A 25,914-nucleotide genomic window follows, 5' to 3' on the forward strand; every position below is an offset into this window, starting at 1 on the left:
AGAGCGAACGAATACCTCGAACCGGAGCGATACCTCGAACGGAAGGGCGCTGGATGGCCACGGATCGGGCGGCACCGAGCCCAGCGGCATACGGTAAGTACGCTCTAGACCGTGAAGAGCTTTGAGCAGCTGTACGCCGAGCTGGCCCAGAAGGCCGCGACGCGCCCTGAGGGCTCGGGGACGGTCGCCGCACTCGACGCCGGCGTCCACGAGATCGGCAAGAAGATCGTGGAGGAGGCGGCCGAGGTGTGGATGGCCGCTGAGCACCAGTCGAACGGCGAGGCCGCCGAGGAGATCAGCCAGCTGCTCTACCATCTGCAGGTCCTCATGCTCGCCAAGGGCATCACGCTCGACGACGTCTACGCCCACCTCTGATCCGCCCCGAGGACCCAGCCATGCTTCGAATCGCCGTGCCCAACAAGGGCTCCCTGTCCGATGCAACCGTCGAGATGCTGCGGGAGGCGGGCTACCGCACCCGTCGGGACGCCAAGGAGCTCGTCGTCGCGGACCCCGACAACGACGTCGAGTTCTTCTACCTGCGCCCACGCGACATCGCCGTCTACGTGGGATCTGGGACGGTCGACGGCGGCGTCACCGGCCGTGACCTGCTCCTCGACTCGGGGGCGAGCGCCCTCGAGGTCATGTCCCTCGGCTTCGGCGCCTCGACCTTCCGCTATGCCGCGCGGCCGGGCAAGGTCACCACGGTCGAGCAGATCGCGGGGAACCGCGTCGCCACCTCCTACCCGGGACTCGTCCGGACCGATCTGGCCAGGCGTGGGATCGAGGCCGAGGTCGTGCGTCTCGACGGCGCGGTCGAGACGGCGATCACCCTCGGCGTCGCCGACGTCATCGCGGACGTCGTCGAGACCGGGACCACGCTGCGCCAGCAGGGTCTCGAGGTCTTCGGCGAGCCGATCCTGCGGTCCGAGGCCGTCCTCATCCGGGGCGACCGACCCGGGGAGCAGCAGGCGACCTCCGTGCTCCAGCGCCGGCTCGCGGGCGTCATCACGGCTCGGACGTACGTCATGCTCGACTACGACTGCCCGAAGGACATCGTCGCCAAGGCGACCGAGCTGACGCCGGGGCTCGAGTCCCCGACGGTCTCGCCCCTGCAGGACGACGCCTGGGTCGCGGTGCGTGCCATGGTCCCGCGCCTGGGACGGAACCGGCTCATGGACGAGCTCTACGACCTCGGCGCGCGGGCCATCCTCGTCACCGACATCGCGGCCTGCCGACTGTGAGCACCTCCCCGGCCAGCACTCCCTCGGACGCCCTGGCGCCGTTCCGGCCGAGGCGAGGCCGCGTCGTCGCCCTCGGCGTCGTGTGGGCGTCGTTGCTGCTCTTCGGCCTCATCGCCGTCATCATGCCCGAGCAGGAGGGGCGTTGGGGCGTGGCCGACCGGATCATGCTCTTCGGGCTCGGCGTCGTCATCGCCGCCCTGGCCTGGCGGTATGCCGCGATCGTCGCCATCCCGAGCCGCGACGGGCTCACCGTCCGCAATCTCGTCCTGACGAGGACCCTGGCGTGGGCCGAGATCGTCGGCATCCAGTTCGGCGGGGGTGAGCCGTGGGTCAGCCTCGACCTCGTGGACGGCGACACCCTTGCCGTCATGGCGATCCAGAAGGCCGACGGCGAGATCTCCGGCCGCGAGGCCTCCCGGCTCGCCGCGCTGATCCAGGCGTTCGGCGAGTTCCGCGAGGAGTCCTCGTCATGAGTCCGCAGCCGAGCGCCGAGCAGATGCGTCACGCGCTCGGCCACTTCGCCACGGGCGTCACGGTCGTCACCGGCACGACCCTGGACGGCGACCCGGTGGGCTTCGCCTGCCAGTCCTTTGCCTCCGTGTCTCTCGATCCGCCGCTCGTGCTCTTCTGCGCCGACCACCGCGGTCGCTCCTGGCCGCGCATGCGAGACGCTGGGCTGTTCACCGTCAACGTCCTCCACCACGAGCAGCACGACATCGTCGAGCGCTTCGGCTCGCCGTCCGGAGGCCGGTTTGACGGGCTGGACTGGTATCCCTCGGCGGACGGCGGCCCCAGCCTGGCCGAGGCCCTGATGCGAATCCACTGTGCCGTGGACCAGGTGCATGTCGCCGGCGACCACGACGTCGTCATCGGACGGGTCCTCAGCCTCGACGACACGGGGGCCGGCCGCCCGATGCTGTTCTACCGCGGCACGTTCACCGTCACGGAGAAGACCCCGGAGGCCGAGGGCCCCGACGCCGAGGCCGTGGACGACTACTGGGGCTGACGGCACGACGCTGCGCGGCTCAGGCGATACGGGGGAGGTCGGGACGCAGACGCGTGACGACGAGGCCCTGCACGACGCCGATCGCAGCGAGCACGACCCAGATGGGTGACAGCCCGCCGGTGATGTCGCGGACCAGGCCCATCGCGAAGGGCCCGACCGAGGCCACGCCGTAGGAGAAGAGGAAGGCCATGCCGGTGAGCCGCCCGCTCGCCTCTGGCGTCAGCGCGTAGCGGACGAGCAGGACCAGAGCCAGGGAGAAGGCCGCGCCCTGGCCGAGACCGAGCACCAGGGCCCACAGCCACGGCGCCGCCTCGGGTGCCGTGAAGATGGCGAGGCAGCCGAGGATGCCGAGCCCGGCCGCGACGAGGAGCAGCCGCCGCAGGTCGGTGGCCCGGTCGCTGAGGACCGGCCCGAGGAGCCCGGAGACGACCTGCGCCCCGCTGAACACGGCGCCGAGGTAGCCGGCCGCGGACCGGTCCCAGCCGAGCTCGACATAGGTCGGCGGCAGCCAGGTCACCGCGGAGTAGAAGCACCAGGACTGCAGGGCGAGGTAACCGGCGACGAGCCATGCCGTGTGATGTCGCCACGGCAGCCGGCCGCGACCCCCCTCGCCCTGCATGTGGTGCGGGTTCGCGCGCAGCGTGAACGGGGCCCACACGACCAGGCCGACGAGCGCCAGGAGGCCCCACGACGCGAGCGACGCCTGCCAGGACCCGAGGCGGTCGGCCAGGGGGGCCGACACGGCGGACGCGAGAGCCGCCCCGCCCATCATCGCGAACATGTAGAGCCCGGTGACCAGCCCGACGCGCTCCGGCGGGAAGAACGCCTTGACGAGGCGCGGGAGGAGCGACCCGGCGACGGCGATCCCGACGCCGGCCACGAACGTCCCGACGTAGAGGGTCGGCACGTCGTCGCCGAACCATCTGCTCCCGGTGCCGACGACGACGCAGGCCACGGCGGCGAGCACGGCGGCGACGGCGCCGAGGCGGTGTGCGATCGCGGACGCGATGGGCGCGAACACCCCCATGCAGAGAACGGGCAGCGTGGTCAGGGCACCGGCGGCGGCGTGGCTCAGCCCCAGGTCGCGCGAGATGGCGTCGATCAGGGGCGGCACGCTCGTGATCGCGGTCCGCAGGTTGCCGGCCACGGCAAGGAGTGCGACCGCAGTGACCCAGAGCGGCGGCAGCGGCCTCGCGCGCAGGCCGACCTCGGCGCCCTCGGTCACGTCGGCTGGTTCCACCCGGCTGACCGTAGACCACGTCCCGTGGTGTCGATGACGAGGTCCGCGTGGGCCCTCGTCTCGTCCGCGGCGAAGACCGTGTCCTCCTGCGCCGCCCAGCGCTGCCAGTGCGGCCGGTACGTGTCGCCGTCCCGGGCCAGCCCGCGCGACATCCGGAGCATCGGGTCGGCGTCGACGAACACGCCCACCGCCGTGTATGGGCGCGCCGGGCCGACGCTGGAGCCGCTGCCGTCGATGACGAGGAAGTCAGTCGGCTCGAGGGCGGTCGTGCCGTCCCAGCCGCCTGCCTTCCAGTCCCATCGGGCGTATGCCGCTGTGCTCGCTCGCGAGATCGGCTCGAGGATGCGGGTGGCCAGGAGGTCAGACGACTCGGCGAGCCCGTCCCAGCCCGGGTAGAGGTGATCCATGTGGACGATGGCCATGGTGCCGTAGGACCTCAGGTCGGCCGCGACGCCGAGCGCGAGCGTCGTCTTGCCCGCGCCGCTCCGGCCGTCGATGGCGACGACGGTCGTGTCGCCGCAGCGCGGCCGGACATCCAGGGCGAGCTCGACCACCGTCTCGACGTGCCCCGGGTCGGCGGGTTCCGTGATCTGGTCCCACATGAGCGCGACCCTACTCGCGATCTACGCTGACCCCGTGACCAGCCGCAGCACCGTCGCCACCAGGGTGATCGCCTGCCTCGACGTCGATGCAGGCCGGGTCGTCAAGGGTGTCAACTTCGCGAACCTGCGCGATGCCGGGGACCCCGTCGAGCTCGCGAAGCTCTACGACTCGCAGGGCGTCGACGAGCTGACCTTCCTCGACGTGACGGCGAGCTCGGGGAATCGCGAGACGACCTACGAGGTCGTCCGGCGAACCGCGGAGCAGGTCTTCATCCCCCTCACGGTCGGTGGGGGAGTGCGCAGCGTCGACGACGTGGACCGGCTGCTGCGTGCCGGAGCCGACAAGGTCGGCGTCAACACCGCCGCGATCGCCCGTCCCGCGCTCATCGCGGAGATCGCGGATCGGTTCGGCGCCCAGGTGCTCGTGCTCTCGGCCGACGTCCGGCGGAGAATCGACGAGGCGGGTCGCCGGACAGAGGACTTCGTGATGACGACCCACGGGGGCCGCACGCCCGTGGATCTCGACGCCGTCGAGTGGTGTGCCCGGGCCGCCGAGCTCGGCGCAGGAGAGATCCTGCTCAACTCGATGGATGCGGACGGGACCAAGGACGGCTACGACCTGGAGCTCATCCGGCGAGTGCGCGCGGCCGTGGCCGTTCCCGTCGTCGCCAGTGGTGGCGCCGGCCGGGTCGAGCACTTCGCTCCTGCGGTCGAGGCGGGGGCGGACGCCGTCCTGGCCGCGAGCGTCTTCCACTTCGGCGAGCTCACCGTCGGCCAGGTCAAGCAGGCCCTGCGTGAGGCGGGAGTCGTCATCCGCTAGCCGCCCGCTCGCCACCCCGTTTAGGTCGAGTGTGCAGCAAACGCCGCGCCGTGCAGGACGAGTGACGGGACGAGGTGGTGCGGTTCGTGCGTGCGGAGCTGGCGGGAGCGGGGCCGGTCCCGTCATTGCTCCCATCCCGGGCGGCGCGAACTGCACAGTCGACGGAGGGCCGCGCGGCACCTGGCGAGGGTGGTGGGGGGAGCCGGCCCAGCGGCATACGACCCTTTGGTCGAGTGTGCAGCAAACGCCGCGCCGTGCGGAGCTGGCGGGAGGGTCCGGTCTCGTCATTGCTCCCATCCCGGGCGGCGGGAACTGCACAGTCGACGAAAAGGGGCGGCGCGAACTGCACAGTCGACGAAAAGGGGCGGCGCGAACTGCACAGTCGACGAAAAGGGGCGGCGGGAACTGCACAGTCGACGGACGGGAGGGCTCTGCGCGAGGTCAGCCCAGGCCCAGCCTCGACTCGCGGAGCGCAACCACGTCGTCCGCCTGCCCCTCGAACTGCACCTCGGCGTGGTCGCCGCGTCCGTAGGCGAAGAGCACCAGCTCAGCGGGGGCGCCCCGCAACACCACGGTGCCGTGCTCGTCAGGCAGCTTCGCCGCATGGCGACCGACTCCGGGGGCGACGAGGACGACCCCGGCCGGTGACTTGCGGAACATGAGCCGGGCGATCCTGCGCAGGGCCGCCCACAGGGCACGCTGCTCGTTGTCGGGGAGGTCTCGAGGAGCCCAGGACTGCTGAGCCCGACGAACGTCCTCGTGGTGGACGAAGAACTCGATGAGGTTGGCCAGCTCGTCGACCCGGGGACGCGACATGGGATTCCACGCCGGGGCGCCGGCGCGGACCCGGTTCACGAGGGTGTGGTAGTCGCCCTGGGCCAGCTTGTCCCGCTCCCGCTTGAGACGTCCGCCGAGGAGGGGAAGGACGACGCCGATGCTGAGGTCGGGGCGGGCGTCGCGGACGAAGAGGTGGGCGGCCAGGTCTCGAGTCGCCCAGCCCTCGCACAAGGTCGGGGCGTCTGGACCGAGCCGCTCCAGGTCGTCACAGAGCTGCTGGCGTTCGGACCAGGCGAGGCGCGTCATGAGCCTCATCCTCTCAGTCCCCGACGCGGCACGACCAAACCTGGTGGCAGGCACCGCCTGCGCCGACCTAGGGTCGAGGGATGATCGAGCTCGTTCGTCCCACCAGCCTCCTCGCGGACGCGTGGTGGGAGATGGTGGACGAGTTCGGTGTCGCACCGATCCACGGCTCGGCCTACCGACCGGACGATCGCGCCGAGCTCGAGCGGCCCGGCGGACTCGAGGTGTGGGTGGACCTGCTCGCCTCGTACGAGGTGCCGGGGACAGCGCTGCCGGGGGGCTGGGTCCCCGCCAGCTACAGGTGGATCCTCGACGACGATCGGCTCGTCGGGACCATCACGGTGCGTCACCGACTCACCGATGTGCTCCTCGTCGTCGGTGGGCACATCGGCTACGCGGTTCGGCCGAGCGCCCGTCGGCGAGGGGTCGCCACGGCCGCCCTCCGTCTCGCGCTGGACCTGGCAGCGCGCCTCGGCATCGACCCCGCCCTCGTCACGTGCGAGGAGGACAACGTCGCCTCCGCTCGCACGATCGAGGCGAACGGCGGCGTGCAGGAGGACGTTCGGGGCACGAGCGTCCGGTACTGGGTGCCGACCGTCCGGCCCGCTCGGACTGCTGGTGCCGTCGGTGGGGAGCGGCACACGTGAGCAGCTCGGCCGCAGCCGCGCCGAAAACCGCTGCCCCGTCGACTCTGCGTGAGGGTCTGGCCGTCGTTCGCCGCGGCATCGCGGGGGAGCCGCGCTGGTTCGCGGTCGCCGTCGTCGGGGCGACCGTCTACGGCGTCATGACCGGCCTGATGGCCTGGGCCATCGGGTGGGTCGTCGACCGGGCCGTTGCCCCGGCGATCGAGGCTCGCCATGTCACGGCGAGCCAGCTGTGGTTCATCGGCGGCGTCCTCACCGCCGTCGTCCTCGTCACTGTCATCGGCGTCATCGGCCGCCGCCTCGCCGGCGGCATCGCCATGTACAACCTCGGTGCGAAGTATCGGCGTGACGTCACGCGGCAGTACCTCCGCCTGCCCCTCAGCTGGCACCACCGTCATCCCTCGGGACAGCTGCTGTCGAACGCCAACGCCGACGTCGAGGCGACGTGGAACGTCTTCGCCCCGCTGCCGATGGCGATCGGGGTCCTCGTCATGCTCCTGTTCGGCATCGTCCAGATGCTCGTCATAGACCCGATCCTCGCCGTGGTCGGCCTGACCGTGTACCCGCTGCTGTTCGCCGCCAACGTCGCCTTCCAGCGGGCGATGTCCCCACGGGTGACTCGTGCCCAACAGCTGCGCGCCGATGTGTCCGAGGTGGCCCATGAGAGCTTCGAGGCCGCTCTCATCGTCAAGTCCCTCGGTCGGGAGGACCACGAGACCGACCGGTTCCGCGCCGTGACGCACGAGCTGCGCGATGCCAACATCGAGGTGGGGCGGACACGGGGCCGGTTCGACCCGGCGGTCGAGGCGATTCCCACCCTGGGAACCCTCGCCGTCCTGCTCATCGGGACGCTGCGCGTGCGGGCCGGGGAGCTCTCGGCGGCGGAGGTCACCCAGATCGCCTACCTGTTCTCGATCACCGCCTTCCCCGTCCGGGCCCTCGGATGGGTGCTGGCTGAGCTGCCACGGGCCGTCGTCGGCTGGCACCGGGTCTCAGCCGTGCTCGACGCCAGTGGCGGCCTGCGGTACGGCGACCGAGCGCTGCCCCGCGGCCGGGCCAGCGCGGTCACGACCGAGGACCTGTCCTACGCCTACGAGATCGAGACCGAGGACGGTGAGTCGGGGGTCAACCCGGCGGTTGTCGGGGTGACCCTCGACCTTCCGGCTGGCGCGACCGTCGCTGTCGTCGGTCCTACGGGAAGCGGCAAGTCCACGCTGACGAGTCTGCTCGTGCGGCTCGTCGACCCCGACTCAGGAGCCGTGCTCATCGACGGCATCGACCTCCGTCAGGTCCGGCGCGGCGGCGTCTCCGAGGTCGCGGCCCTCGTCGCGCAGCAGACCTTCATGTTCGACGACACCGTCCGGGACAACATCACGCTCGGGGCGGACCACGACGACAGCGAGGTGTGGCGCGCCCTCGAAGTGGCCCAGGGATCGGCTTTCGTCGGACGTCTGGCGAAGCGGCTCGACACCCGCGTGGGCGAGCGAGGCGCCAGCCTGTCCGGCGGACAGCGCCAGCGGATCGCGCTGGCGAGAGCGGTGGTCCGCAACCCGCAGCTCCTGATCCTCGATGACGCCACGTCTGCCGTGGACCCGTCGGTCGAGCAGGCGATCCTCTCGAGGCTGCGGGACGCCAGCTCCGGCACCACGGTCCTCGTCGTGGCCTACCGGATGGCCACGATCCTGCTCGCGGACGAGGTCGTCTACATCGAGGAGGGACGCATCGTGGACCACGGGACGCATGCCGAGCTCCTGGGCAGGTGCCCCGGCTACGAACAGCTCGTCACCGCCTATGCCCGCGAGGCCGCAGAGCGAGCCGCGACCGCGGCCAAGGAGGTGGCCCGATGAGCATGCGGTTCGCACCACCCGTCGAGCACCACGGGATCGCGTCGGGTCGGGACCTGACGACGTGGGCCACGCTCCGCCGCGGCGTCCAGCTGTCGCCCGAGCTGGGCAGGGGCATCAGCGTGACCATGCTGCTCGCGGTCCTCGCGACCGTGGGACGGGTGCTCGTGCCGTTCGTCGTCCAGCGCGTGACTGACCAGGGCCTCCTGGCGACTGGCGGCCCCGACATCGATGTCGTCCTGGGCTACCTCACGCTCGCGCTCGGCGGGGTCGTCGTGACCGCCTTCTCGGCCTACTTCGTCAACGTGCGGCTGTTCCGCTCCTCGGAGAGCGGGCTGGCCACGTTGCGGCTCAAGGCGTTCCGCCACATTCACGACCTCTCGATGCTGACGCAGAACACGGAGCGGAGGGGCTCGCTCGTCTCGCGGGTGACGTCCGACGTCGACACGATCTCGATGTTCGTCCAGTTCGGCGGCCTGATGCTCATGATCAACGTCGCCCAGATCACGCTCGCGACGGTCCTCATGCTCGTCTACAGCCCGGTCCTCGGCCTGGTCGTCTGGGCCTGTTTCGTGCCCCTCTTCCTCATCATCCGCAGGTTCCAGGGAGTCGTCGGCCGCAGCTACACGAAGGTCCGCGAGCGGGTCGGCGACATGCTTGGCGCCATCTCAGAGGCGGTCGTCGGCGCCGAGGCGATCCGCGCCTATGGCGTCGAGGACCGCACGGCCCAGCGGATCGACACCGCCATCGAGAACCATCGCACGGCGGCGATCGGCGCCCAGGCCCGTGCCGTCATGGCCTTCACGTCGGGTCAGCTCGTCTCTGGGCTGACCACGGCGGTCGTCCTCGTCGTCGGGACCGTCCTCGCAGCCAATGGGCGGCTGACCCTCGGCGAGCTGCTCGCCTTCCTCTTCCTCGTCAATCTCTTCACCATGCCCGTCCAGCAGGCCACCGAGATCCTCACCGAGCTGCAGAACGCCGTGGCCGGTTGGCGGCGCGTCATCGGCATCATCGACTCGCCGGCCGACGTCGCCGACCCCACCGACGGGGTGACCCTGCCCCGCGGGCCGATCTCGGTGCACTTCGAGGCGGTCGGCTTCGCCTACCCGGGCGGGGAGCCGGTGCTCCACGACATCGACCTCGCGATTGCCCCACGCAGCAGGGTGGCCATCGTGGGCGAGACCGGCTCCGGCAAGTCGACGCTCGCCAAGCTGCTCACCAGGCTGATGGATCCGACCACCGGGCGGGTCCTCGTCGACGGGGCCGACCTGCGCACCATCAGCTTCGCCTCGCTGCGGCAACGGGTCGTCCTCGTACCCCAGGAGGGCTTCCTCTTCGACGCCAGCCTGCTCGACAACATCCGCTTCGGGAGGCCGGACACCCGCGCAGACGACGTCCGCCTCGCCCTCAGCGAGCTCGGCCTCGACGCCTGGGTCGCCACGCTGCCGCTCGGCCTGGACACGGATGTCGGCCAGCGCGGCGAGTCTCTCTCCGCCGGTGAGCGCCAGCTCGTCGCACTGGCGCGCGCCTATCTCGCCGACCCGGATCTGCTGGTGCTGGACGAGGCCACCTCGGCCGTCGACCCCAGCACCGAGGTACGGCTCCAACGTGCTCTCGACTCCCTGACGCGAGGTCGCACCTCCATCGCCATCGCGCACCGCCTCTCCACGGCGGAGGCGGCCGACGAGGTCGTCGTCGTGGACGCCGGCCGCATCGTCGAGCGCGGGCACCACACGGAACTCGTCGGCGTCGGTGGTGTGTACACCCGCCTCCACCAGTCCTGGTCCGCGCAGCAACGGGCGCTGTGACCACGGATGCCCGAGCCGAGCGCAGACGGTGGGGGACAGCGCAGCCGGCCCAGCGGCATACGACTCCTCCTTTGGCCCGGACGTACGGGGTCGGGGCAGAATGTGCCGGTGACCGAGTCGACCAGCACCGAAACACCCGCGCTCGATCCCGCCATCGCGGCGATGCTGAAGCGGGACGAGCACGGGCTCGTCGCCGCCATCGTGCAGCAGCACGACAGCGGCGAGGTCCTCATGCTCGGCTGGATGGACGAGGAGGCGCTCCGGCGCACCCTCGCGGACGGCCGCGTCACCTTCTGGTCGAGGAGCCGCAGGGCCTACTGGCGCAAGGGCGACACGAGCGGCCACGTCCAGTGGGTCCGCGGCATCCGGCTCGACTGCGACGGGGATGCGCTGCTCGTCCAGGTCGACCAGGTCGGGGCGGCCTGCCACACGGGCGACCGGACGTGCTTCGATGCCCGCGTCCTCCCAGCGGTGGTCGGGGAGGGCTCGTCGGGAGAGTCGGCAGAGTCCACGGGCTGACGCGGCTGAAACCGGTCCTGCATCCCGGATCGCGGGCGGCGGAGGAAGCCGGCCGCGGGTGCGCGAGAATGGCGCACGTGTCCAGGACGACCACGGAACCGACCAGCGCTCCGACGCCGGCGAGCGCAGCGAACTCCTCGCCGGTCCCGCACGCCGACCTGACCTGGGGGACGACGTGGCCGAGCCTCGGGGTCTTCACCGAGCTGGCCCTGGAGCACCGTCGGGTCATCCCCGTCGTCAGACGGGTGCTCGCGGACGCCGAGACCCCGGTCGGCGTGTACCGAAAGCTCGCCAAGGACGCACCGGGCACCTTCCTGCTCGAGTCGGCCGAGCACGGCGGCGTCTGGTCCCGGTACTCCATCGTCGGAGCCCGGAGCGCCGCCACCCTGACCGAACGCGACGGCGAGGCGTACTGGGTCGGCGACGTGCCGGTCGGCCTGCCCCGATCCGGTGACCCGACGGCAGCCGTCCGTGACACCGTCGCAGCGCTTGCCACGCCGCGCATCCCCGGCCTCCCGCCCCTCACCGGCGGCCTCGTCGGTGCGATCAGCTACGACGCCGTGCGCCGCTGGGAGCGGGTCCCGGACTCCGGGTGGGACCAGCTCGAGCTTCCGGAGCTGGCGTTGATGCTCGCCACCGACCTCGCCGTGTTCGACCACAGCGACGGCTCGCTCCTCCTGGTGGCCAACGCCGTCAACCACGACGCCACGGACGAGCGGATCGAGCAGGCCTGGGCCGACGCCGTCGGGCGGCTCGACCGCATGACGGAGGAGCTCGCCGCTCCGGCGCCGAGCACCGTCGCCACGATCGACCCCTTGGGCGCGCAGCCGCGAAGCAGCCACACGCAGGAGCAGTTCGAGGCGATGGTCGAGCAGGCCAAGGAGGCCATCCGGGCGGGGGAGGCCTTCCAGATCGTCGTCTCCCAACGGTTCACCGTGCCGTGCCGGGCGGACGCGCTGGACGTGTACCGCGCCCTCCGGGTGAGCAACCCGAGCCCCTACATGTACCTGCTGCGTCTGCCGCACCCCGACGGGTCGTCCTACGACGTCGTCGGCTCCAGTCCCGAGGCGCTCATCAAGGTCACCGGACGCCAGGCCATCACCCACCCCATCGCCGGATCTCGTCCGCGCGGCAAGAGCCCGGAGCACGATGCCCACCTTGCCGAGGACCTGCTCGGGGACGCCAAGGAGCGCGCCGAGCACCTCATGCTGGTCGACCTGGCGCGCAACGACCTCCAGCGGATCTGCCGGGCCGGAACCGTCGACACGGTCGACTTCATGTCGGTGCGCCGCTACAGCCACATCATGCACATCGAGTCGACCGTCGTGGGCGAGCTCCGCCCTGAGTGCACGGCCTACGACGCCCTCGTCGCCACGTTTCCGGCCGGTACGCTCTCCGGGGCCCCGAAGCCACGCGCCATGGCGCTCATCGACCACTACGAGGGGGTTCGACGCGGTCTCTACGGCGGGGTGGTGGGATACCTCGACTTCGCGGGCGACCTGGACATGGCCATCGCCATCCGGACCGCCCTCATCAAGGAAGGACAGGCCCACGTCCAGGCAGGAGCGGGGATCGTCGCGGACTCCGTCCCGCACCTCGAGTACGAGGAGACCGTCAACAAGGCGGCTGCCGCCCTGCGTGCGGTGGCCGCGGCCGAAGGCCTGAGGCCGGTGGTCCGGTGAGGCTCGACAAGCGCCGCTCGGCCCTGGCCGTGGCCCTCCCCGCGGTTCTCTTCATCGCCCTGTCCACCCAGGTCTGGGCTCGGGGCACGACCGGTGACGTGCTGAGCGGCGGAGCGGTGGACGTCACCGGAGCCGCCGCCGCCCCCGGTGCGGTCGGACTGGCCGTCATCTGTGTGGTCGCGCTCCTCGCGCTCATGACCGGCGGCCCGGTGATCCGGACTGCCTCCGCGGTCGTCATGGTCGTGTCGGCCCTGGGCACCCTGGCCCTGACGGCGTTCGTGGCCCTCCGGCCGAGCGTGGTCGTCGGTGACGCCCTGTCCCGGCAGCTCGCGAGGACGACGGCGCCGGACGCGACGGGCATCACGACCGGATGGGGCTGGGCCGCGCTCGTCGCTGCCGCGGTCCTCGTGTGCGGCACCGTTGCCGCAGCCGTGTCGAGCCGGAACTGGTCCGGACTCTCTGCCCGCTACGAGCGCACCAAGCCCGCCAGCGGGCCCCGCGGAGAGGTCCGCACGACGTGGGACGAGCTCAGTGAGGGCCACGACCCCACCCTTCGCGACGGGCCGGACCGGACCTGACAGAATGACCCGAAGGCGGTCGGGAGCAGCCGCCTGACGACGTGGCGGCGACCGGTACGAGACGCCGACCGGATGGGAGAACCTCATGGAAGAGCAGCACGAGGACCACGGGCACAGCGTGGCGGCGTGGGCTGCGGTGGGCATCATGCTGGTCGGCGCGGCCATCGGCAGCATCGCTGTCGTCCTGCCGAACATGGTGCTCGGCATCATCGCTGCGGTGGTCATCGTCATCGGTGCCATCGTGGGCAAGGTCCTCGCCATGGCCGGCTACGGCAGCAGGCCGCATGACCGGGAGGGCGAGGGCCTCGTCGCCGACGCCCCGGACGAGCACGGCACCTCGACGGTCGGCAAGAGCTGAGAGCTGTGCCGACGGTTCTCGACGGGATCATCGACGGCGTTCGCGAGGATCTCGCAAGCCGTCGTGCCGCCACGCCGCTTTCCGAGGTCGAGGCCCGAGCCGCGGATGCCGCGCCGCCGATCGACCTGCTGCCGTCCTTCCGCACGGCCCCCGGGGTTGCCGTCATCGCCGAGGTGAAACGCCGCAGCCCGAGCAAGGGCTCGCTGGCCGCGATCCCGGAGCCGGGGCGGCTCGCCGCGTCGTACGAGGCCGGCGGGGCCAGCGCGGTCAGCGTCCTCACCGAGCAGCGCAGGTTCGGTGGCAGCCTCGCCGACCTGGACGCCGTCCGCTCCGCCGTGCGGATCCCCGTGCTCCGCAAGGACTTCATGGTCGACCCCTACCAGGTCGTCGAGGCGCGGGCCCACGGCGCGGACCTCGTCCTGCTCATGGCCTCCGCCTTGGACGACCCGCTGCTGCATGAGCTGTACGACCAGGCCACCGGCCTCGGCATGACGCCGCTCGTCGAGGTCCACGACGCCGAGGAGCTCGAGCGGGCGCTGGGACTCGGAGCGGCGCTCGTCGGGGTCAACGCCCGCGATCTCAAGACGCTCGAGGTGGATCCGCAGGTCGTGGCCCGCCTCCTGCCACAGCTGCCGGAGGAGGTCGTCGGCGTCGCCGAGTCGGGAGTCGCCGGGCCTTCTGACGTCGTCGACTACGTTCGATCCGGTGCGCGAGCCGTGCTCGTCGGTGAGGCCCTCGTCACCGGCGGCGCACCGTCCGACGCCGTGCGGCGGTTCATCGAGGCCGCGCGCGACGCGTCCAACGAGGAGTGACGATGTCCCAGACCGTGTCCGTGGGGCGCTTCGGCGCGTTCGGCGGCCGCTACGTCCCCGAGGCGCTCATCCCCGCACTCGAGCAGCTCGAGGAGGTTTGGCGCAAGGCGGCCGTCGACCCGGCGTTCGTCGGCGAGCTCGAGCGGCTGCATCGGACCTACACCGGCCGCCCGAGCATCATCACCGAGGTGCCGCGGTTCGCCGAGCACTGTGGCGGCGCGCGGGTCATCCTCAAGCGCGAGGACCTCAACCACACCGGCTCGCACAAGATCAACAACGTGCTGGGCCAGGCGCTGCTGACCAAGCGCATGGGCAAGACGCGGGTCATCGCAGAGACGGGAGCCGGGCAGCACGGTGTGGCCACGGCGACGGCGGCGGCGCTGCTGGGCCTCGAGTGCGTCGTCTACATGGGCCGGAAGGACACCGAGCGCCAAGCCCTCAACGTTGCTCGGATGCAGCTGCTCGGCGCCGAGGTCGTGCCGGTCGAGCACGGCAGCCAGACGCTCAAGGACGCCGTCAACGAGGCCTTCCGGGACTGGGTCGCCAACGTCGCGACCACGCACTACGTGCTCGGCACCGTCACGGGACCCCATCCCTTCCCGGAGATGGTCCGCGAGTTCCACCGCGTGATCGGCATCGAGGCGCGGCAGCAGGTGCTGGACCTCGTCGGCAGGCTTCCAGACGTCGTGTGCGCCTGCGTCGGTGGGGGGTCCAACGCGATGGGCATCTTCCACCGGTTCATCGACGACGCATCGGTGCGCCTCGTCGGGCTCGAGGCAGGCGGGTCGGGCATCGACTCCGGCAAGCACGCCGCCCGATTCTCCACCGGGATCCCGGGCGTGCTGCACGGCGCCTTCACGTACGTCCTGCAGGACGAGGACGGCCAGACCATCGAGTCGCACAGCGTCTCGGCCGGCCTCGACTACCCGAGCGTCGGGCCCGAGCACGCGTACCTCCGGGAGTCGGGGCGGGCGGAGTACCGTCCCATCACGGACGTCGAGGCCATGGAGGCGTTCCGCCTGCTCAGCCGCACGGAGGGGATCCTCCCCGCGATCGAGAGCAGCCACGCCCTCGCCGGCGCGATGCAGCTCGGCAGGGAGCTGGGCCCGGACGCGGTCATCCTCGTCAACCTCTCCGGGCGCGGCGACAAGGACGTCCACACCGCCGCGCGGTGGTTCGGCCTCATCGGCGACCACCCGACCGAGCCCCGGGACGAGCCCTTCGACGCACCCGGTGCCAAGGGGACGGGGGAGCAGCTGTGAGTGTGGGTCCCATCATCGAGGCCTGCCGTCGGGAGGGACGCGCGGCGCTCATCGGCTATCTCCCGGTCGGCTTCCCGTCCGTCTCCGACTCGATAGCGGCCATGGAGGTTCTCGTCCGATCGGGCGTCGACATCATCGAGATCGGGGTGCCCTACAGCGACCCCGTCATGGACGGGCCGGTCATCCAGGATGCCGCCGTGCGGGCCCTCGAGGGCGGTGTGCGACTCAAGGACACCTTCGAAGCCGTGCGCGGCGTCACCGCAGCTGGCGCCGGAGCCCTCGTCATGACGTACTGGAACCCGGTCCTCCGTTACGGCGTCGACCGGTTCGCCGCCGACCTCGCAGACGCCGGCGGTGCTGGGCTGATCACCCCCGACCTCATCCCCGACGAGGCCGCGGACTGGATCGGCGCCGCCGACCGTCATGGGCTGGACAGGGTGTTCCTCGTCGCGCCGAGCTCGACCCCTGAGCGCCTGGCCGAGGTCACCTCGCACTGTCGGGGGTTCGTCTACGCGACGGCCGTCATGGGGGTCACTGGGGCGCGGGCCAGCGTCGACGAGGCAGCCGAGGACCTCGTGTCGCGGACCCGGGCGGTCACCGACCTGCCAGTCTGCGTCGGGCTCGGGGTCTCCACCGGGGACCAGGCCAGCCAGGTCGGCCGGTTCGCCGACGGTGTCATCGTCGGCTCCGCGCTCGTGCGGTGCCTCACCGAGGCTGCCACCACCGAGGCCGGGCTCGAGGCGCTCGGCGCCCTCGCTCGGGAACTCGCCGACGGCGTACGGAGGGGGCGCGCGTGAGCCGGCTCAGCGGCATACTGCCAAGTCTTGCGTCCGAGATCCCGTCGCCGACCCAGTCGGTCTGGAACGTCGGGCCCGTGCCGATCCGCGCCTATGCCATGTGCATTCTCGCCGGCATCATCGTCGCGGTCTGGCTCACCCAGCGCCGGCTCGCGGCCCGGGGGGTGTCGGCCGGTGCGGCCGTCGACATCGCCGCCTGGGCCGTGCCCTTCGGCATCATCGGCGGACGCATCTACCACGTCATCACCGACAACCACCTCTACTTCGGGCCCGGCAAGAACCCGGCCGATGCCCTCAAGATCTACGAGGGCGGACTCGGTATCTGGGGTGCCATCGCCCTCGGCGCTGTCGGGGCCTGGATCGGCTGCCGCAGGTCCGCGGTCGACTTCCGCGACTTCATCGACGCAGCGGCTCCCGGAGTGGCGATCGCCCAGGCGATGGGCCGCTTCGGCAACTGGTTCAACAACGAGCTGCACGGCGCGCCCACCGACCTGCCCTGGCGGCTCAAGGTGTACGAGTTCGACCAGTCCGCCGGACGAGCCGTGGTCGGACCTGATGGCAACCCGGTCGTGCTTGGCTACTTCCACCCGACGTTCCTCTACGAGGCGTTGTGGGTGCTCGCGCTCGCTGCGTTCCTCATCTGGCTGGGCCAGCGCTTCGACCTGGCGCGGGGACAGGTCTTCGCCGCCTACGTCATGGGCTATCCCATCGGCCGGATCATCGTGGAGAACATGCGTACCGACCCGGCCACCCACATCCTCGGCCAGCGGGTCAACACGTGGACCTCGATCCTCGTCTTCCTCCTCGGCCTCTGGCTGTGGCGCTGGTTCGGCAGGCGGGCCGACGCCCGGGCCCTGCCGCCCGTGGGCGCCCCTGGTTCACCAGCTGACGAGTCGGATGAGTCCGACGAGCCGGACAAGGCAGCAAAGGCGGACAGAGCGGAGGAGGCCGACCAGCCTGCCCAGACCGCGGAGGCGGCCGACAGCGTCTCACGATCCGAAACACCGCGTATCAAAGAGTAGGACACGCCGAAGCGGGCAGTAGTTTTCTCCACAGCTTGTGGCCAAGGCCGTCCACACGCCCTCACCCAACGTCAGGGGTTCGACAACTGGTAAGGACGGTGAAGATGTCGCCGCACACCCGCACGCGTGGACTGTTCAGTACCCACCCGGACGACTCGGGTCTGTACCGTCGCGAGTTCGAGCACGACGCGTGTGGGGTGGCCCTCATCGCGACGATGAGGGGATCGGCGGGCCACGACATCGTCGAGCATGCGCTGACCGCGTTGCGCAACCTCGACCACCGCGGTGCCACGGGCGCCGACCCCCTCGTCGGCGACGGGGCGGGGATCCTCACGCAGCTGCCGGACGCGTTCTTCCGCGGGACCGTGCCCTTCCCGCTCCCCAATGCCGGGGCGTATGCCGCTGGGCTGGCTTTCCTGCCCACGGAGCCGGCCGCTCGGGCCGCCGCCAAGGCGAGGATCGAGGCGCTGGCCGCCGAGGAGCACCTCAAGGTGCTCGGGTGGCGTGACGTGCCCGTCGAGGCCGACCTCGTCGGCGCGGCTGCTCGAGCCTGCATGCCCCACGTCGAGCAGCTCTTCGTCAGCTCGGCCATGGGGCGCCAGGTCGCGCTCGGGCTCGACCGGCTCGCCTTCTGCCTGCGCAAGCGCGCCGAGCACGAGGCCGACGTCTACTTCGCCTCGCTCTCCTCACGGACGATCGTCTACAAGGGCATGCTCACCACCGGCCAGCTCGAGCCGTTCTTCCCGGATCTGTCCGACCCTCGCTTCGCGACCGAGCTGGCCCTCGTACACTCCCGGTTCTCGACCAACACCTTCCCCTCCTGGCCGCTCGCGCATCCCTACCGGTTCATCGCACACAACGGCGAGATCAACACGGTCAAGGGCAACCGGAACTGGATGCGCGCGCGAGAGAGCCTGCTCACCTCGGACATCATCCCGGGCGACCTCGAGCGGCTCTACCCGATCTGCACCCCCGGAGCGTCCGACTCGGCCAGCTTCGACGAGGTCCTCGAGCTGCTCCACCTGGGCGGTCGGTCGCTGCCCCACGCGGTCCTCATGATGATCCCGGAGGCCTGGGAGAACCACGAGCTGATGGACCCGGCCCGGCGTGCGTTCTACGAGTTCCACTCGACGTTCATGGAGCCGTGGGACGGCCCGGCCAACGTCTGCTTCACGGACGGCACCCTCGTCGGGGCCGTGCTCGACCGCAACGGCCTGCGGCCCGGGCGCTACACCGTCACCGACGAGGGCCTCGTCGTCCTCGCGTCCGAGTCCGGCGTCCTCGAGCTCGACCCGGGGACGATCGTCCAGCGGGGCCGCCTCCAGCCGGGGAAGATGTTCCTCGTCGACACCGAGCACGGCCGGATCGTCAGCGACGACGAGATCAAGGGCCAGCTCGCGGCGGGCAAGCCCTACGGCGAGTGGCTGCACGCGGGGCTCATCCGCCTCGAGGACCTGCCCGAGCGGGAGCACATCGTCCACACTGCGTCCTCGGTCGCGCGCCGCCAGCAGACCTTCGGCTACACGACCGAGGACCTGCGCATTCTCCTCACGCCGATGGCGAGGTCCGGGGCCGAGGCCCTCGGGTCGATGGGCACGGACACGCCGATCGCCGTCCTCTCGTCGCGCCCCCGGCTCCTCTTCGACTACTTCACCCAGCTCTTCGCGCAGGTGACGAACCCACCGCTCGACGCGATCCGTGAGGAGCTCGTCACCTCGCTGTCGACGACGATGGGTCCTGAGGGCAACGCCCTGTCGGCCTCCCCGGCGCACGCGCGCCAGATCGTCCTGACGTTCCCCGTCATCGACAACGACGAGCTGGCCAAGATCGTGCACGTCAACGCCGACGGCGACCTGCCCGGCTACGCGACCCACGTCATCCGCGGCCTCTACGACGTGACCGGGGGAGCGGCCGCGATGCGCGACCGGCTCGAGGAGATCTTCGCCGAGGTCTCCCAGGCGATCTCGCGCGGTGCCCGCTTCGTCGTCCTCTCCGACCGTGACTCGGGTCGTGACCTCGCGCCCATCCCTTCGCTGCTGCTCACCGCGGCCGTCCACCACCACCTCATCCGCGAGAAGACCCGGACCCAGGTCGGCCTGCTCGTCGAGGCGGGTGACGTGCGCGAGGTCCACCACGTGGCGCTGCTCATCGGCTACGGGGCCGCCGCGGTCAACCCGTACCTCGCGATGGAGACCGTCGAGGACCTCGTCCGGTCGGGCCAGCTCGAGGGCGTGACCCCGGAGCAGGCCGTGAAGAACCTCATCAAGGCACTCGGCAAGGGAGTGCTCAAGGTGATGTCCAAGATGGGCATCTCCACCGTCGCGTCCTACCGAGGGGCCCAGGTGTTCGAGGCGATCGGCCTCGCCCAGGACCTCGTCGACCGCTACTTCACGGGCACTGTTTCGCAGCTCGGGGGCGTCGGCCTCGACGTCATCGCGAGGGAGACGTCCGAGCGCCATGCGACCGCCTACCCGCCCGACGGGGTCTACCAGGCCCACCGCGTGCTCGACGTCGGCGGGGAGTACCAGTGGCGACGCGAGGGGGAGCCGCACCTGTTCGATCCCGAGACGGTGTTCCGCCTGCAGCACTCGACGAGGCAGCGCCGCTACGACATCTTCAAGCAGTACACCGGGCGCATCGACGACCAGACGTCGCGGCTGATGACCCTGCGTGGCCTGATGGCGTTCAAGTCGGCCGGGGTCACCGGCCGCCTGCCGGTGCCGATCGACGAGGTCGAGCCGGTCAGCGAGATCGTCAAGCGGTTCAACACGGGCGCGATGAGCTACGGCTCGATCTCCCAGGAGGCGCACGAGACGCTGGCCGTCGCGATGAACCGTCTGGGCGGACGCTCCAACACGGGCGAGGGCGGCGAGGACGTCGACCGGCTCCTCGACCCGGAGCGGCGATCGGCCGTCAAGCAGGTGGCGTCCGGGCGGTTCGGTGTCACCAGCCTCTACCTGACCCATTCGGACGACATCCAGATCAAGATGGCCCAGGGTGCCAAGCCGGGGGAGGGTGGTCAGCTGCCCGGCCACAAGGTCTACCCGTGGGTGGCTCGGACCCGGCACTCCACACCGGGCGTGGGCCTCATCTCGCCTCCACCGCACCACGACATCTACTCGATCGAGGACCTCGCCCAGCTGATCCACGACCTCAAGAACGCCAACCCCTCCGCGCGGATCCACGTCAAGCTCGTCTCGGAGGTCGGGGTCGGCACGGTGGCCGCCGGGGTGTCGAAGGCCCACGCCGACGTCGTGCTCATCTCGGGCCACGACGGGGGCACGGGCGCGTCGCCGCTCACGTCGCTCAAGCACGCGGGAGCGCCGTGGGAGCTCGGGCTCGCCGAGGCACAGCAGACGCTCGTGCTCAACGGTCTGCGCGACCGCATCGTCGTGCAGGTGGACGGCCAGCTCAAGACGGGGCGGGACGTCGTCGTCGCGGCCCTGCTCGGGGCGGAGGAGTTCGGGTTCGCGACGGCGCCACTCGTCGTCTCCGGCTGCATCATGATGCGGGTCTGCCACCTCGACACGTGTCCGGTCGGGATCGCGACACAGAACCCGGAGCTGCGCTCGCGCTTCACGGGCAAACCGGAGTTCGTCGAGACGTTCTTCGAGTACGTCGCCGAGGAGGTCCGCGAGCACCTCGCGGCCCTCGGGTTCCGCTCGATCGAGGAGGCCGTCGGCCAGGTCGGCAGCCTGGATCTCGACAAGGCGATCGCGCACTGGAAGGCGTCCGGGCTCGACCTCACGCCGATTCTGTCGGTTGCCGACAACCCCACCGCCGGGACGCTGCACCAGACGACTGCGCAGGACCACGCGCTCGACAAGGCACTCGACAACGAGCTGATCACCCGGGCCCTGCCCGCGATCGAGGGCGGTGAGCAGGTCCGCAGCGAGATCGCGGTCCGCAACGTCAACCGGACCGTCGGCACGATGCTCGGCCACCACGTCACCAGAGCACACCCACACGGCCTGCCGGACAACACGATCGAGCTGACCATGACCGGCTCCGGTGGCCAGTCGTTCGGCGCCTTCCTGCCCGCTGGGGTGACCCTGCGCCTCCTCGGCGACGCGAACGACTACGTCGGCAAGGGGCTCTCCGGTGGTCGGATCGTCGTCCGCCCGCACCAGAGGGCACGGCTCGTCGCCGAGGAGAACGTCATCGCCGGCAACGTCATCGGCTACGGCGGCACCACGGGCGAGCTCTTCCTCCGAGGCGTCGTCGGTGAGCGGTTCTGTGTCCGGAACTCCGGGGTCACGGCCGTCGTCGAGGGCGTCGGCGACCACGGGTGCGAGTACATGACGGGGGGCACCGTCCTCATCCTCGGGACAACCGGACGCAACCTCGCGGCCGGCATGTCCGGCGGCGTCGCCTACGTCCTCGACCTGCGGCCCGAGCTCGTCAACCGCGAGCTCGTCGGTCTCTCGCCGCTGCGGACGGAGGACGAGACGACGGTCCGGCAACTCCTGACCGACCATGTCGCCTGGACCGACTCGCCGGTCGCCGAGGCCCTGCTCGATGACTGGGGGAGCGCCCGCGGGCGGTTCACCCTCGTCCTCCCGCGTGACTACCAGCGGGTTCTCGACGTCCGGGCCGAGGCGGTGGCCGAGGGCCTCGACGCCGACGGCCCGGACGTGTGGAACCGGATCATGGAGGCTTCCCATGGCTGACCCCCAAGGCTTCCTCACCACGAGGCAGCGCGAGCTGCCCGCCCGACGCCCCGTCCCGGTGCGCATCCGGGACTGGAAGGAGGTCTACGAGGAGCAGCAGCTCGGCCAGCTCCAGCGTCAGGCCGGCCGGTGCATGGACTGCGGCATCCCCTTCTGTCACCAGGGCTGCCCGCTCGGCAACCTCATCCCGGAGTGGAACACGCACGCCTGGCGCGGTGACTGGGCCAATGCCATCGAGCGGCTCCACGCGACGAACAACTTCCCGGAGTTCACCGGACGGCTCTGCCCGGCCCCGTGCGAGACGGCCTGCGTGCTCGGCATCAACCAGCCGGCGGTGACCATCAAGCAGGTCGAGGTGTCGACGATCGAGCAGGCGTTCGACCGCGGGCTGGTCCGGCCCCTGCCGCCGGAGCGTCTGTCCGGCAAGACGGTCGCCGTCGTCGGCTCAGGCCCTGCCGGTCTGGCGGCCGCCCAGCAGCTGACCCGCGCCGGACACACGGTCGCGGTCTTCGAGCGCGCCGACAAGCCGGGTGGACTGCTGCGCTATGGCATCCCTGAGTTCAAGATGGAGAAGTCGGTGCTCGACCGGCGCCTCAGCCAGATGCAGGCCGAGGGCACTCGCTTCCGCAGTGGGGTCGATGTCGGTGTCGACCTCACGGGGCGGCAGCTGCGCGATCGCTACGACGCGGTCGTCCTCGCCATCGGGGCGACGGTGCCGCGCGACCTGCAGGCCCCGGGCCGCGAGCTGCGCGGCGTGCACCAGGCGATGGAGTACCTCCCGCAAGGCAACCGGGCGGCGCTGGGCGAGGTGGTCGAGGACCAGATCCTCGCCACCGGCAAGGACGTCATCGTCATCGGCGGCGGTGACACCGGGGCCGACTGCATCGGAACCGCGCACCGGCAGGGGGCCCGGTCGGTCACCAGCCTCGAAATCATGCCGCAGCCCGGTGACGACCGACCCGCGAACCAGCCGTGGCCGACCTACCCGATGATCTTCCGCGTCGCCAGCGCGCACGAGGAGGGTGGGGACCGGATCTACTCGGTGAGCACGACGGAGTTCGTCGGGGACGCGCAGGGCAGGGTCGCCGCCCTGCGGCTGGTCGAGGTGGAGCTCGTCGACGGTCGACCGCAGCCCAGGGCCGGCACCGAGCGCGAGATCCCGGCCCAGCTGGTCCTGTTCGCCATGGGCTTCCTCGGTCCGCAGGGTCCGGGTGTCGTCGAGCAGCTCGGCGTCGAGCTCGACGAGCGGTCCAACGTCCGGCGCGACAAGAACTACATGTCCTCCGTGCCGGGCATCTTCGTCGCGGGTGACGCGGGTCGTGGCCAGAGCCTCATCGTGTGGGCCATCGCCGAGGGCCGCGCGGCTGCCGCCGGAGTCGACGCCTGGCTCACCGGCTCGAGCTCGCTGCCGCGTCCCATCGCCCCGACCGAGCGGCCCCTCGCGGTCTGAGGTCCAACGCGACCCAGCCCAGCGGCATACGACCTGTCCGTATGCCGCTGAGCTGGTCGGCGGGGACGCGCAGTCCCAGCACTCCCGCCCTTCGTCCAAGGGGTGAACCCCCTCACGTGACCCACGTCACAGGCCCCATAAGGTTGAGTCATGCGTCGCGCCAAGATCGTCTGCACCATCGGTCCCAAGACCTCGTCCCCCCAGAAGCTCCGAGCCCTCGTCGACGCGGGGATGGATGTCGCCCGCCTGAACCTCTCGCACGGGGAGCAGTCCCTGCACGCGCAGGTGTACCGCGATGTGCGGGCTGCGGGCGACGCCTCGGGACGTGCCGTCGGGATCCTCATCGACCTGCAAGGTCCGAAGATCCGGACCGGCCGGTTCTCGGAGGGCCCGGTCACCCTCTCGCCAGGCCAGCGGTTCACCATCACGACCCGTGACATCGAGGGTGGCGAGACCGAGGTCGGCACGACCTACGCGGGCCTGCCCAGGGACGTCCGTCCCGGGGACGTCCTGCTCATCGACGACGGCAAGGTCTGCCTCCGGGCAGTGGACGTCACGGAGACCGACGTGCTCACCGAGACGGTCATCGGCGGCGTCGTCTCGGACAACAAGGGCATCAACCTGCCCGGCGTGGCGGTCAGCGTGCCTGCGCTGTCCGAGAAGGACAAGGACGACCTGCGATTCGCGATGCGCCTCGGCGTCGACCTGATCGCCCTGTCGTTCGTCAGGTCGGCGAGTGACATCGACGACGTCCACGAGATCATGGACGAGTTCGGCTATCGGGTCCCCGTCATCGCCAAGATCGAGAAGCCGCAGGCCGTTGCCAACTTGGCGGGGATCGTCGAGGCGTTCGACGGCATCATGGTCGCCAGGGGAGACCTCGGCGTCGAGATGCCGCTCGAGGACGTGCCGATCGTCCAGAAGCGCGCGGTCGAGCTCGCGCGCCAGGCGGCCAAGCCGGTCATCGTCGCGACCCAGGTGCTCGAGTCGATGATCGAGAACCCGAGGCCGACCCGAGCGGAGGCATCGGACGCGGCCAACGCGGTGCTCGACGGCGCCGACGCCATCATGCTCTCCGGCGAGACCTCGGTCGGCGCGTGGCCGCTGGAGGCGGTCACGACGATGGCGCGCATCATCGAGTCGACCGAGGAGCACGGCTTCGACAAGATCGCGCCGCTGAGCGCCTCGATCACGTCGGCGGCCGGGGCGGTCACCAAGGCTGCGGTCGAGATCGGCGAGGTCGTCGACGCCAAGTTCCTCATCACCTTCACCGAGACGGGTGGGTCGGCGCGACGCCAGTCCCGGCTGCGCCCGAAGCGGCCGATGCTGGCCTTCACGTCGCAGCAGCGCACCCGTTCCCAGCTCGCCCTGGTCTGGGGCATCGAGACCTACCTCGTGTCCCGGATGTCCCATACCGACCAGTTCGCGATGCAGGTGGACCTCAACCTCCTTCCCGAGGGCCGGGTCGCCGAGGGCGACCGCGTCCTCATCGTCGCCGGGTCGCCGCCCGGCATCCCCGGCTCGACGAACGCCCTTCGAGTCCATCGCATCGGGGACGCGGTGAACCGGGCCGCGCCGGCGTACAACCCCGACGAGGTGACCGCCTGACCCGATCTCTCGGCCGGACCGGGCGGGTATGCTGGCCCGGCACCTCTGCCGGGGTGGTGGAATGGCAGACACGGAGCACTCAAAATGCTCTGGCCGCAAGGTCGTGCGGGTTCAAGTCCCGCTCCCGGCACACAGATAGGGTTTGACCGTGAGCACAGAGCAGAGCAGCACACGGGACACCCACGCCGGCGACCGCGGGGCCACCCGCGTCCTCGTCGCGGAGGACGAGGCCCTCATTCGCCTCGACCTCGTCGAAATGCTCGGCGAGCAGGGCTACGAGGTCGTCGGCCAGGCGAGCAACGGTGAGCAGGCGGTCGAGCTGGCCAAGGAGCTGCGGCCGGATGTCGTCATCATGGACGTCAAGATGCCGGTGCTCGACGGGCTCTCCGCTGCCGAGCAGCTCCACGAGGGCAAGGTGTGTCCCGTCATCATGCTGACGGCATTCAGCCAGACCGAGCTCGTCGAGCGTGCCCGCGACGCCGGCGTGATGGCCTACATCGTCAAGCCGTTCACGGCGGACGACCTGCGGCCGGCGATCGACATCGCCCACTCGAGGTGGCTCGAGCTGACCGCCCTGGAGGCGGAAGTCGCCGATCTCGGGGAGCGACTCGAGACGCGCAAGCTCGTGGACCGGGCCAAGGGCGTGCTCATGACGCAGCTGAAGCTGTCGGAGGCGGACGCGTTCCGCTGGATCCAGAAGACGGCCATGGATCGGCGCCTCGGGATGAAGGAGGTTGCCGATGCGGTCATCAACGGCTTCCCGACGAACTGAGCGACAGCACGTCCGATGAGCGAATACGTCGCCCGTTGAGGTCCGCAGGTCACGACACGGTCACCGATCCGGCCAAGAGGGGTGACGTGGCGCCGGGAT

The 25,914-nt window shown here is 70.8% G+C and carries 23 protein-coding genes and 1 tRNA gene; 21 read left to right on the forward strand and 3 right to left on the reverse strand.

Features of this window, described 5'->3' with window-relative positions:
• Positions 1-111 precede the first annotated feature (111 nt).
• The 4 genes from ABF401_RS06235 to ABF401_RS06250 are packed head-to-tail and all read left to right on the forward strand — an operon-like array spanning position 112 to position 2,247.
• Positions 112-375, forward strand: coding sequence for a phosphoribosyl-ATP diphosphatase (locus ABF401_RS06235; RefSeq protein ID WP_353508676.1), 264 nt, complete (start codon positions 112-114; stop codon positions 373-375).
• A gap of 20 nt (positions 376-395) precedes the next feature.
• Positions 396-1,241 carry an ATP phosphoribosyltransferase gene (gene hisG / locus ABF401_RS06240; RefSeq protein ID WP_353508677.1) on the forward strand — a complete coding sequence of 282 codons (846 nt, stop codon included), beginning with the start codon at positions 396-398 and terminating at the stop codon, positions 1,239-1,241.
• Complete coding sequence (locus tag ABF401_RS06245; protein WP_353508678.1) at positions 1,238-1,714, forward strand: PH domain-containing protein; 477 nt, start codon at positions 1,238-1,240, stop codon at positions 1,712-1,714. Before hisG ends, ABF401_RS06245 begins: the two co-directional genes overlap by 4 nt.
• Positions 1,711-2,247, forward strand: coding sequence for a flavin reductase family protein (locus ABF401_RS06250; protein WP_353508679.1), 537 nt, complete (start codon positions 1,711-1,713; stop codon positions 2,245-2,247). Before ABF401_RS06245 ends, ABF401_RS06250 begins: the two co-directional genes overlap by 4 nt.
• A gap of 19 nt (positions 2,248-2,266) precedes the next feature.
• Here ABF401_RS06250 and ABF401_RS06255 read toward each other — a convergent pair whose 3' ends face one another.
• Together ABF401_RS06255 and ABF401_RS06260 are read right to left on the reverse strand one after the other, a co-directional pair.
• The gene (locus ABF401_RS06255) at positions 2,267-3,487 is read right to left on the reverse strand and encodes an MFS transporter (RefSeq protein ID WP_353508680.1); all 1,221 of its coding nucleotides are present in this window, start codon (positions 3,485-3,487) and stop codon (positions 2,267-2,269) included.
• A complete protein-coding gene (locus ABF401_RS06260; protein WP_353508681.1) occupies positions 3,469-4,089 on the reverse strand; it encodes a nucleoside/nucleotide kinase family protein in 621 nt (206 codons plus the stop codon). The genes ABF401_RS06255 and ABF401_RS06260 overlap by 19 nt, the downstream gene beginning before the upstream one ends.
• A 34-nt stretch (positions 4,090-4,123) precedes the next feature.
• On the opposite strand from ABF401_RS06260, the gene hisF reads away from it, so the two are divergent.
• Positions 4,124-4,909, forward strand: coding sequence for an imidazole glycerol phosphate synthase subunit HisF (gene hisF, locus ABF401_RS06265; RefSeq protein ID WP_502908199.1), 786 nt, complete (start codon positions 4,124-4,126; stop codon positions 4,907-4,909).
• A gap of 441 nt (positions 4,910-5,350) precedes the next feature.
• On the opposite strand, the gene ABF401_RS06270 is transcribed toward hisF, so the two are convergent.
• Complete coding sequence (locus tag ABF401_RS06270) at positions 5,351-5,992, reverse strand: TIGR03085 family metal-binding protein (protein WP_353508683.1); 642 nt, start codon at positions 5,990-5,992, stop codon at positions 5,351-5,353.
• A gap of 80 nt (positions 5,993-6,072) precedes the next feature.
• Here ABF401_RS06270 and ABF401_RS06275 point away from each other — a divergent pair, with 80 nt between their 5' ends.
• The 16 genes from ABF401_RS06275 (at position 6,073) to ABF401_RS06350 (ending at position 25,815) form a co-directional block, all read left to right on the forward strand.
• Entirely contained in the window at positions 6,073-6,636 is a 564-nt protein-coding gene (locus tag ABF401_RS06275) for a GNAT family N-acetyltransferase (protein ID WP_353508684.1), read from the forward strand.
• Complete coding sequence (locus ABF401_RS06280) at positions 6,633-8,480, forward strand: ABC transporter ATP-binding protein (protein WP_353508685.1); 1,848 nt, start codon at positions 6,633-6,635, stop codon at positions 8,478-8,480. Before ABF401_RS06275 ends, ABF401_RS06280 begins: the two co-directional genes overlap by 4 nt.
• Positions 8,477-10,285: an ABC transporter ATP-binding protein gene (locus tag ABF401_RS06285; RefSeq protein ID WP_353508686.1), complete on the forward strand. Its 1,809-nt coding sequence runs from the start codon at positions 8,477-8,479 to the stop codon at positions 10,283-10,285. Before ABF401_RS06280 ends, ABF401_RS06285 begins: the two co-directional genes overlap by 4 nt.
• Positions 10,286-10,387: 102 nt before the next feature.
• Positions 10,388-10,804 carry a phosphoribosyl-AMP cyclohydrolase gene (hisI, locus tag ABF401_RS06290; protein WP_353508687.1) on the forward strand — a complete coding sequence of 139 codons (417 nt, stop codon included), beginning with the start codon at positions 10,388-10,390 and terminating at the stop codon, positions 10,802-10,804.
• Between the two features lie 158 nt (positions 10,805-10,962).
• Positions 10,963-12,486, forward strand: coding sequence for an anthranilate synthase component I (locus ABF401_RS06295; protein WP_353508747.1), 1,524 nt, complete (start codon positions 10,963-10,965; stop codon positions 12,484-12,486).
• Positions 12,483-13,064 (forward strand): Trp biosynthesis-associated membrane protein, encoded by a 582-nt coding sequence (locus ABF401_RS06300; RefSeq protein WP_353508688.1) that lies wholly within the window; start codon positions 12,483-12,485, stop codon positions 13,062-13,064. Before ABF401_RS06295 ends, ABF401_RS06300 begins: the two co-directional genes overlap by 4 nt.
• 85 nt (positions 13,065-13,149) lie before the next feature.
• The gene (locus ABF401_RS06305) at positions 13,150-13,422 is read left to right on the forward strand and encodes an HGxxPAAW family protein (RefSeq protein WP_353508689.1); all 273 of its coding nucleotides are present in this window, start codon (positions 13,150-13,152) and stop codon (positions 13,420-13,422) included.
• A gap of 5 nt (positions 13,423-13,427) precedes the next feature.
• Positions 13,428-14,234 carry an indole-3-glycerol phosphate synthase TrpC gene (gene trpC / locus ABF401_RS06310; protein WP_353508690.1) on the forward strand — a complete coding sequence of 269 codons (807 nt, stop codon included), beginning with the start codon at positions 13,428-13,430 and terminating at the stop codon, positions 14,232-14,234.
• Between the two features lie 2 nt (positions 14,235-14,236).
• Positions 14,237-15,496: a tryptophan synthase subunit beta gene (trpB, locus tag ABF401_RS06315; RefSeq protein ID WP_353508691.1), complete on the forward strand. Its 1,260-nt coding sequence runs from the start codon at positions 14,237-14,239 to the stop codon at positions 15,494-15,496.
• On the forward strand, positions 15,493-16,293 hold the full coding sequence (gene trpA, locus ABF401_RS06320; protein WP_353508692.1) for a tryptophan synthase subunit alpha: 801 nt from the start codon (positions 15,493-15,495) through the stop codon (positions 16,291-16,293). The genes trpB and trpA overlap by 4 nt, the downstream gene beginning before the upstream one ends.
• The gene (gene lgt / locus ABF401_RS06325; RefSeq protein ID WP_353508693.1) at positions 16,290-17,315 is read left to right on the forward strand and encodes a prolipoprotein diacylglyceryl transferase; all 1,026 of its coding nucleotides are present in this window, start codon (positions 16,290-16,292) and stop codon (positions 17,313-17,315) included. Before trpA ends, lgt begins: the two co-directional genes overlap by 4 nt.
• A gap of 104 nt (positions 17,316-17,419) precedes the next feature.
• Entirely contained in the window at positions 17,420-21,985 is a 4,566-nt protein-coding gene (gene gltB / locus ABF401_RS06330) for a glutamate synthase large subunit (protein ID WP_353508694.1), read from the forward strand.
• Entirely contained in the window at positions 21,978-23,435 is a 1,458-nt protein-coding gene (locus ABF401_RS06335) for a glutamate synthase subunit beta (protein WP_353508695.1), read from the forward strand. The genes gltB and ABF401_RS06335 overlap by 8 nt, the downstream gene beginning before the upstream one ends.
• 150 nt (positions 23,436-23,585) lie before the next feature.
• Positions 23,586-25,043: a pyruvate kinase gene (gene pyk / locus ABF401_RS06340; RefSeq protein WP_353508696.1), complete on the forward strand. Its 1,458-nt coding sequence runs from the start codon at positions 23,586-23,588 to the stop codon at positions 25,041-25,043.
• A 47-nt stretch (positions 25,044-25,090) separates the two neighbouring features.
• A tRNA-Leu gene (locus ABF401_RS06345) sits at positions 25,091-25,173 on the forward strand.
• Between the two features lie 18 nt (positions 25,174-25,191).
• The gene (locus ABF401_RS06350) at positions 25,192-25,815 is read left to right on the forward strand and encodes an ANTAR domain-containing response regulator (protein WP_353508697.1); all 624 of its coding nucleotides are present in this window, start codon (positions 25,192-25,194) and stop codon (positions 25,813-25,815) included.
• The last annotated feature ends 99 nt before the right edge of the window (positions 25,816-25,914 follow it).

The sequence above is a fragment of the Intrasporangium sp. genome (assembly GCF_040414665.1).
Taxonomy (GTDB): domain Bacteria; phylum Actinomycetota; class Actinomycetes; order Actinomycetales; family Dermatophilaceae; genus Intrasporangium.

Coding starts and splice junctions, on each gene's coding strand:
- hisG (WP_353508677.1), top strand. CDS start 396: ATGCTTCGAATCGCCGTGCCCAACAAGGGCTCCCTGTCCGATGCAACC.
- ABF401_RS06250 (WP_353508679.1), top strand. CDS start 1,711: ATGAGTCCGCAGCCGAGCGCCGAGCAGATGCGTCACGCGCTCGGCCAC.
- ABF401_RS06260 (WP_353508681.1), bottom strand. CDS start 4,089: ATGTGGGACCAGATCACGGAACCCGCCGACCCGGGGCACGTCGAGACG.
- ABF401_RS06270 (WP_353508683.1), bottom strand. CDS start 5,992: ATGACGCGCCTCGCCTGGTCCGAACGCCAGCAGCTCTGTGACGACCTG.
- ABF401_RS06275 (WP_353508684.1), top strand. CDS start 6,073: ATGATCGAGCTCGTTCGTCCCACCAGCCTCCTCGCGGACGCGTGGTGG.
- ABF401_RS06285 (WP_353508686.1), top strand. CDS start 8,477: ATGAGCATGCGGTTCGCACCACCCGTCGAGCACCACGGGATCGCGTCG.
- ABF401_RS06305 (WP_353508689.1), top strand. CDS start 13,150: ATGGAAGAGCAGCACGAGGACCACGGGCACAGCGTGGCGGCGTGGGCT.
- trpB (WP_353508691.1), top strand. CDS start 14,237: ATGTCCCAGACCGTGTCCGTGGGGCGCTTCGGCGCGTTCGGCGGCCGC.
- gltB (WP_353508694.1), top strand. CDS start 17,420: ATGTCGCCGCACACCCGCACGCGTGGACTGTTCAGTACCCACCCGGAC.
- ABF401_RS06335 (WP_353508695.1), top strand. CDS start 21,978: ATGGCTGACCCCCAAGGCTTCCTCACCACGAGGCAGCGCGAGCTGCCC.
- pyk (WP_353508696.1), top strand. CDS start 23,586: ATGCGTCGCGCCAAGATCGTCTGCACCATCGGTCCCAAGACCTCGTCC.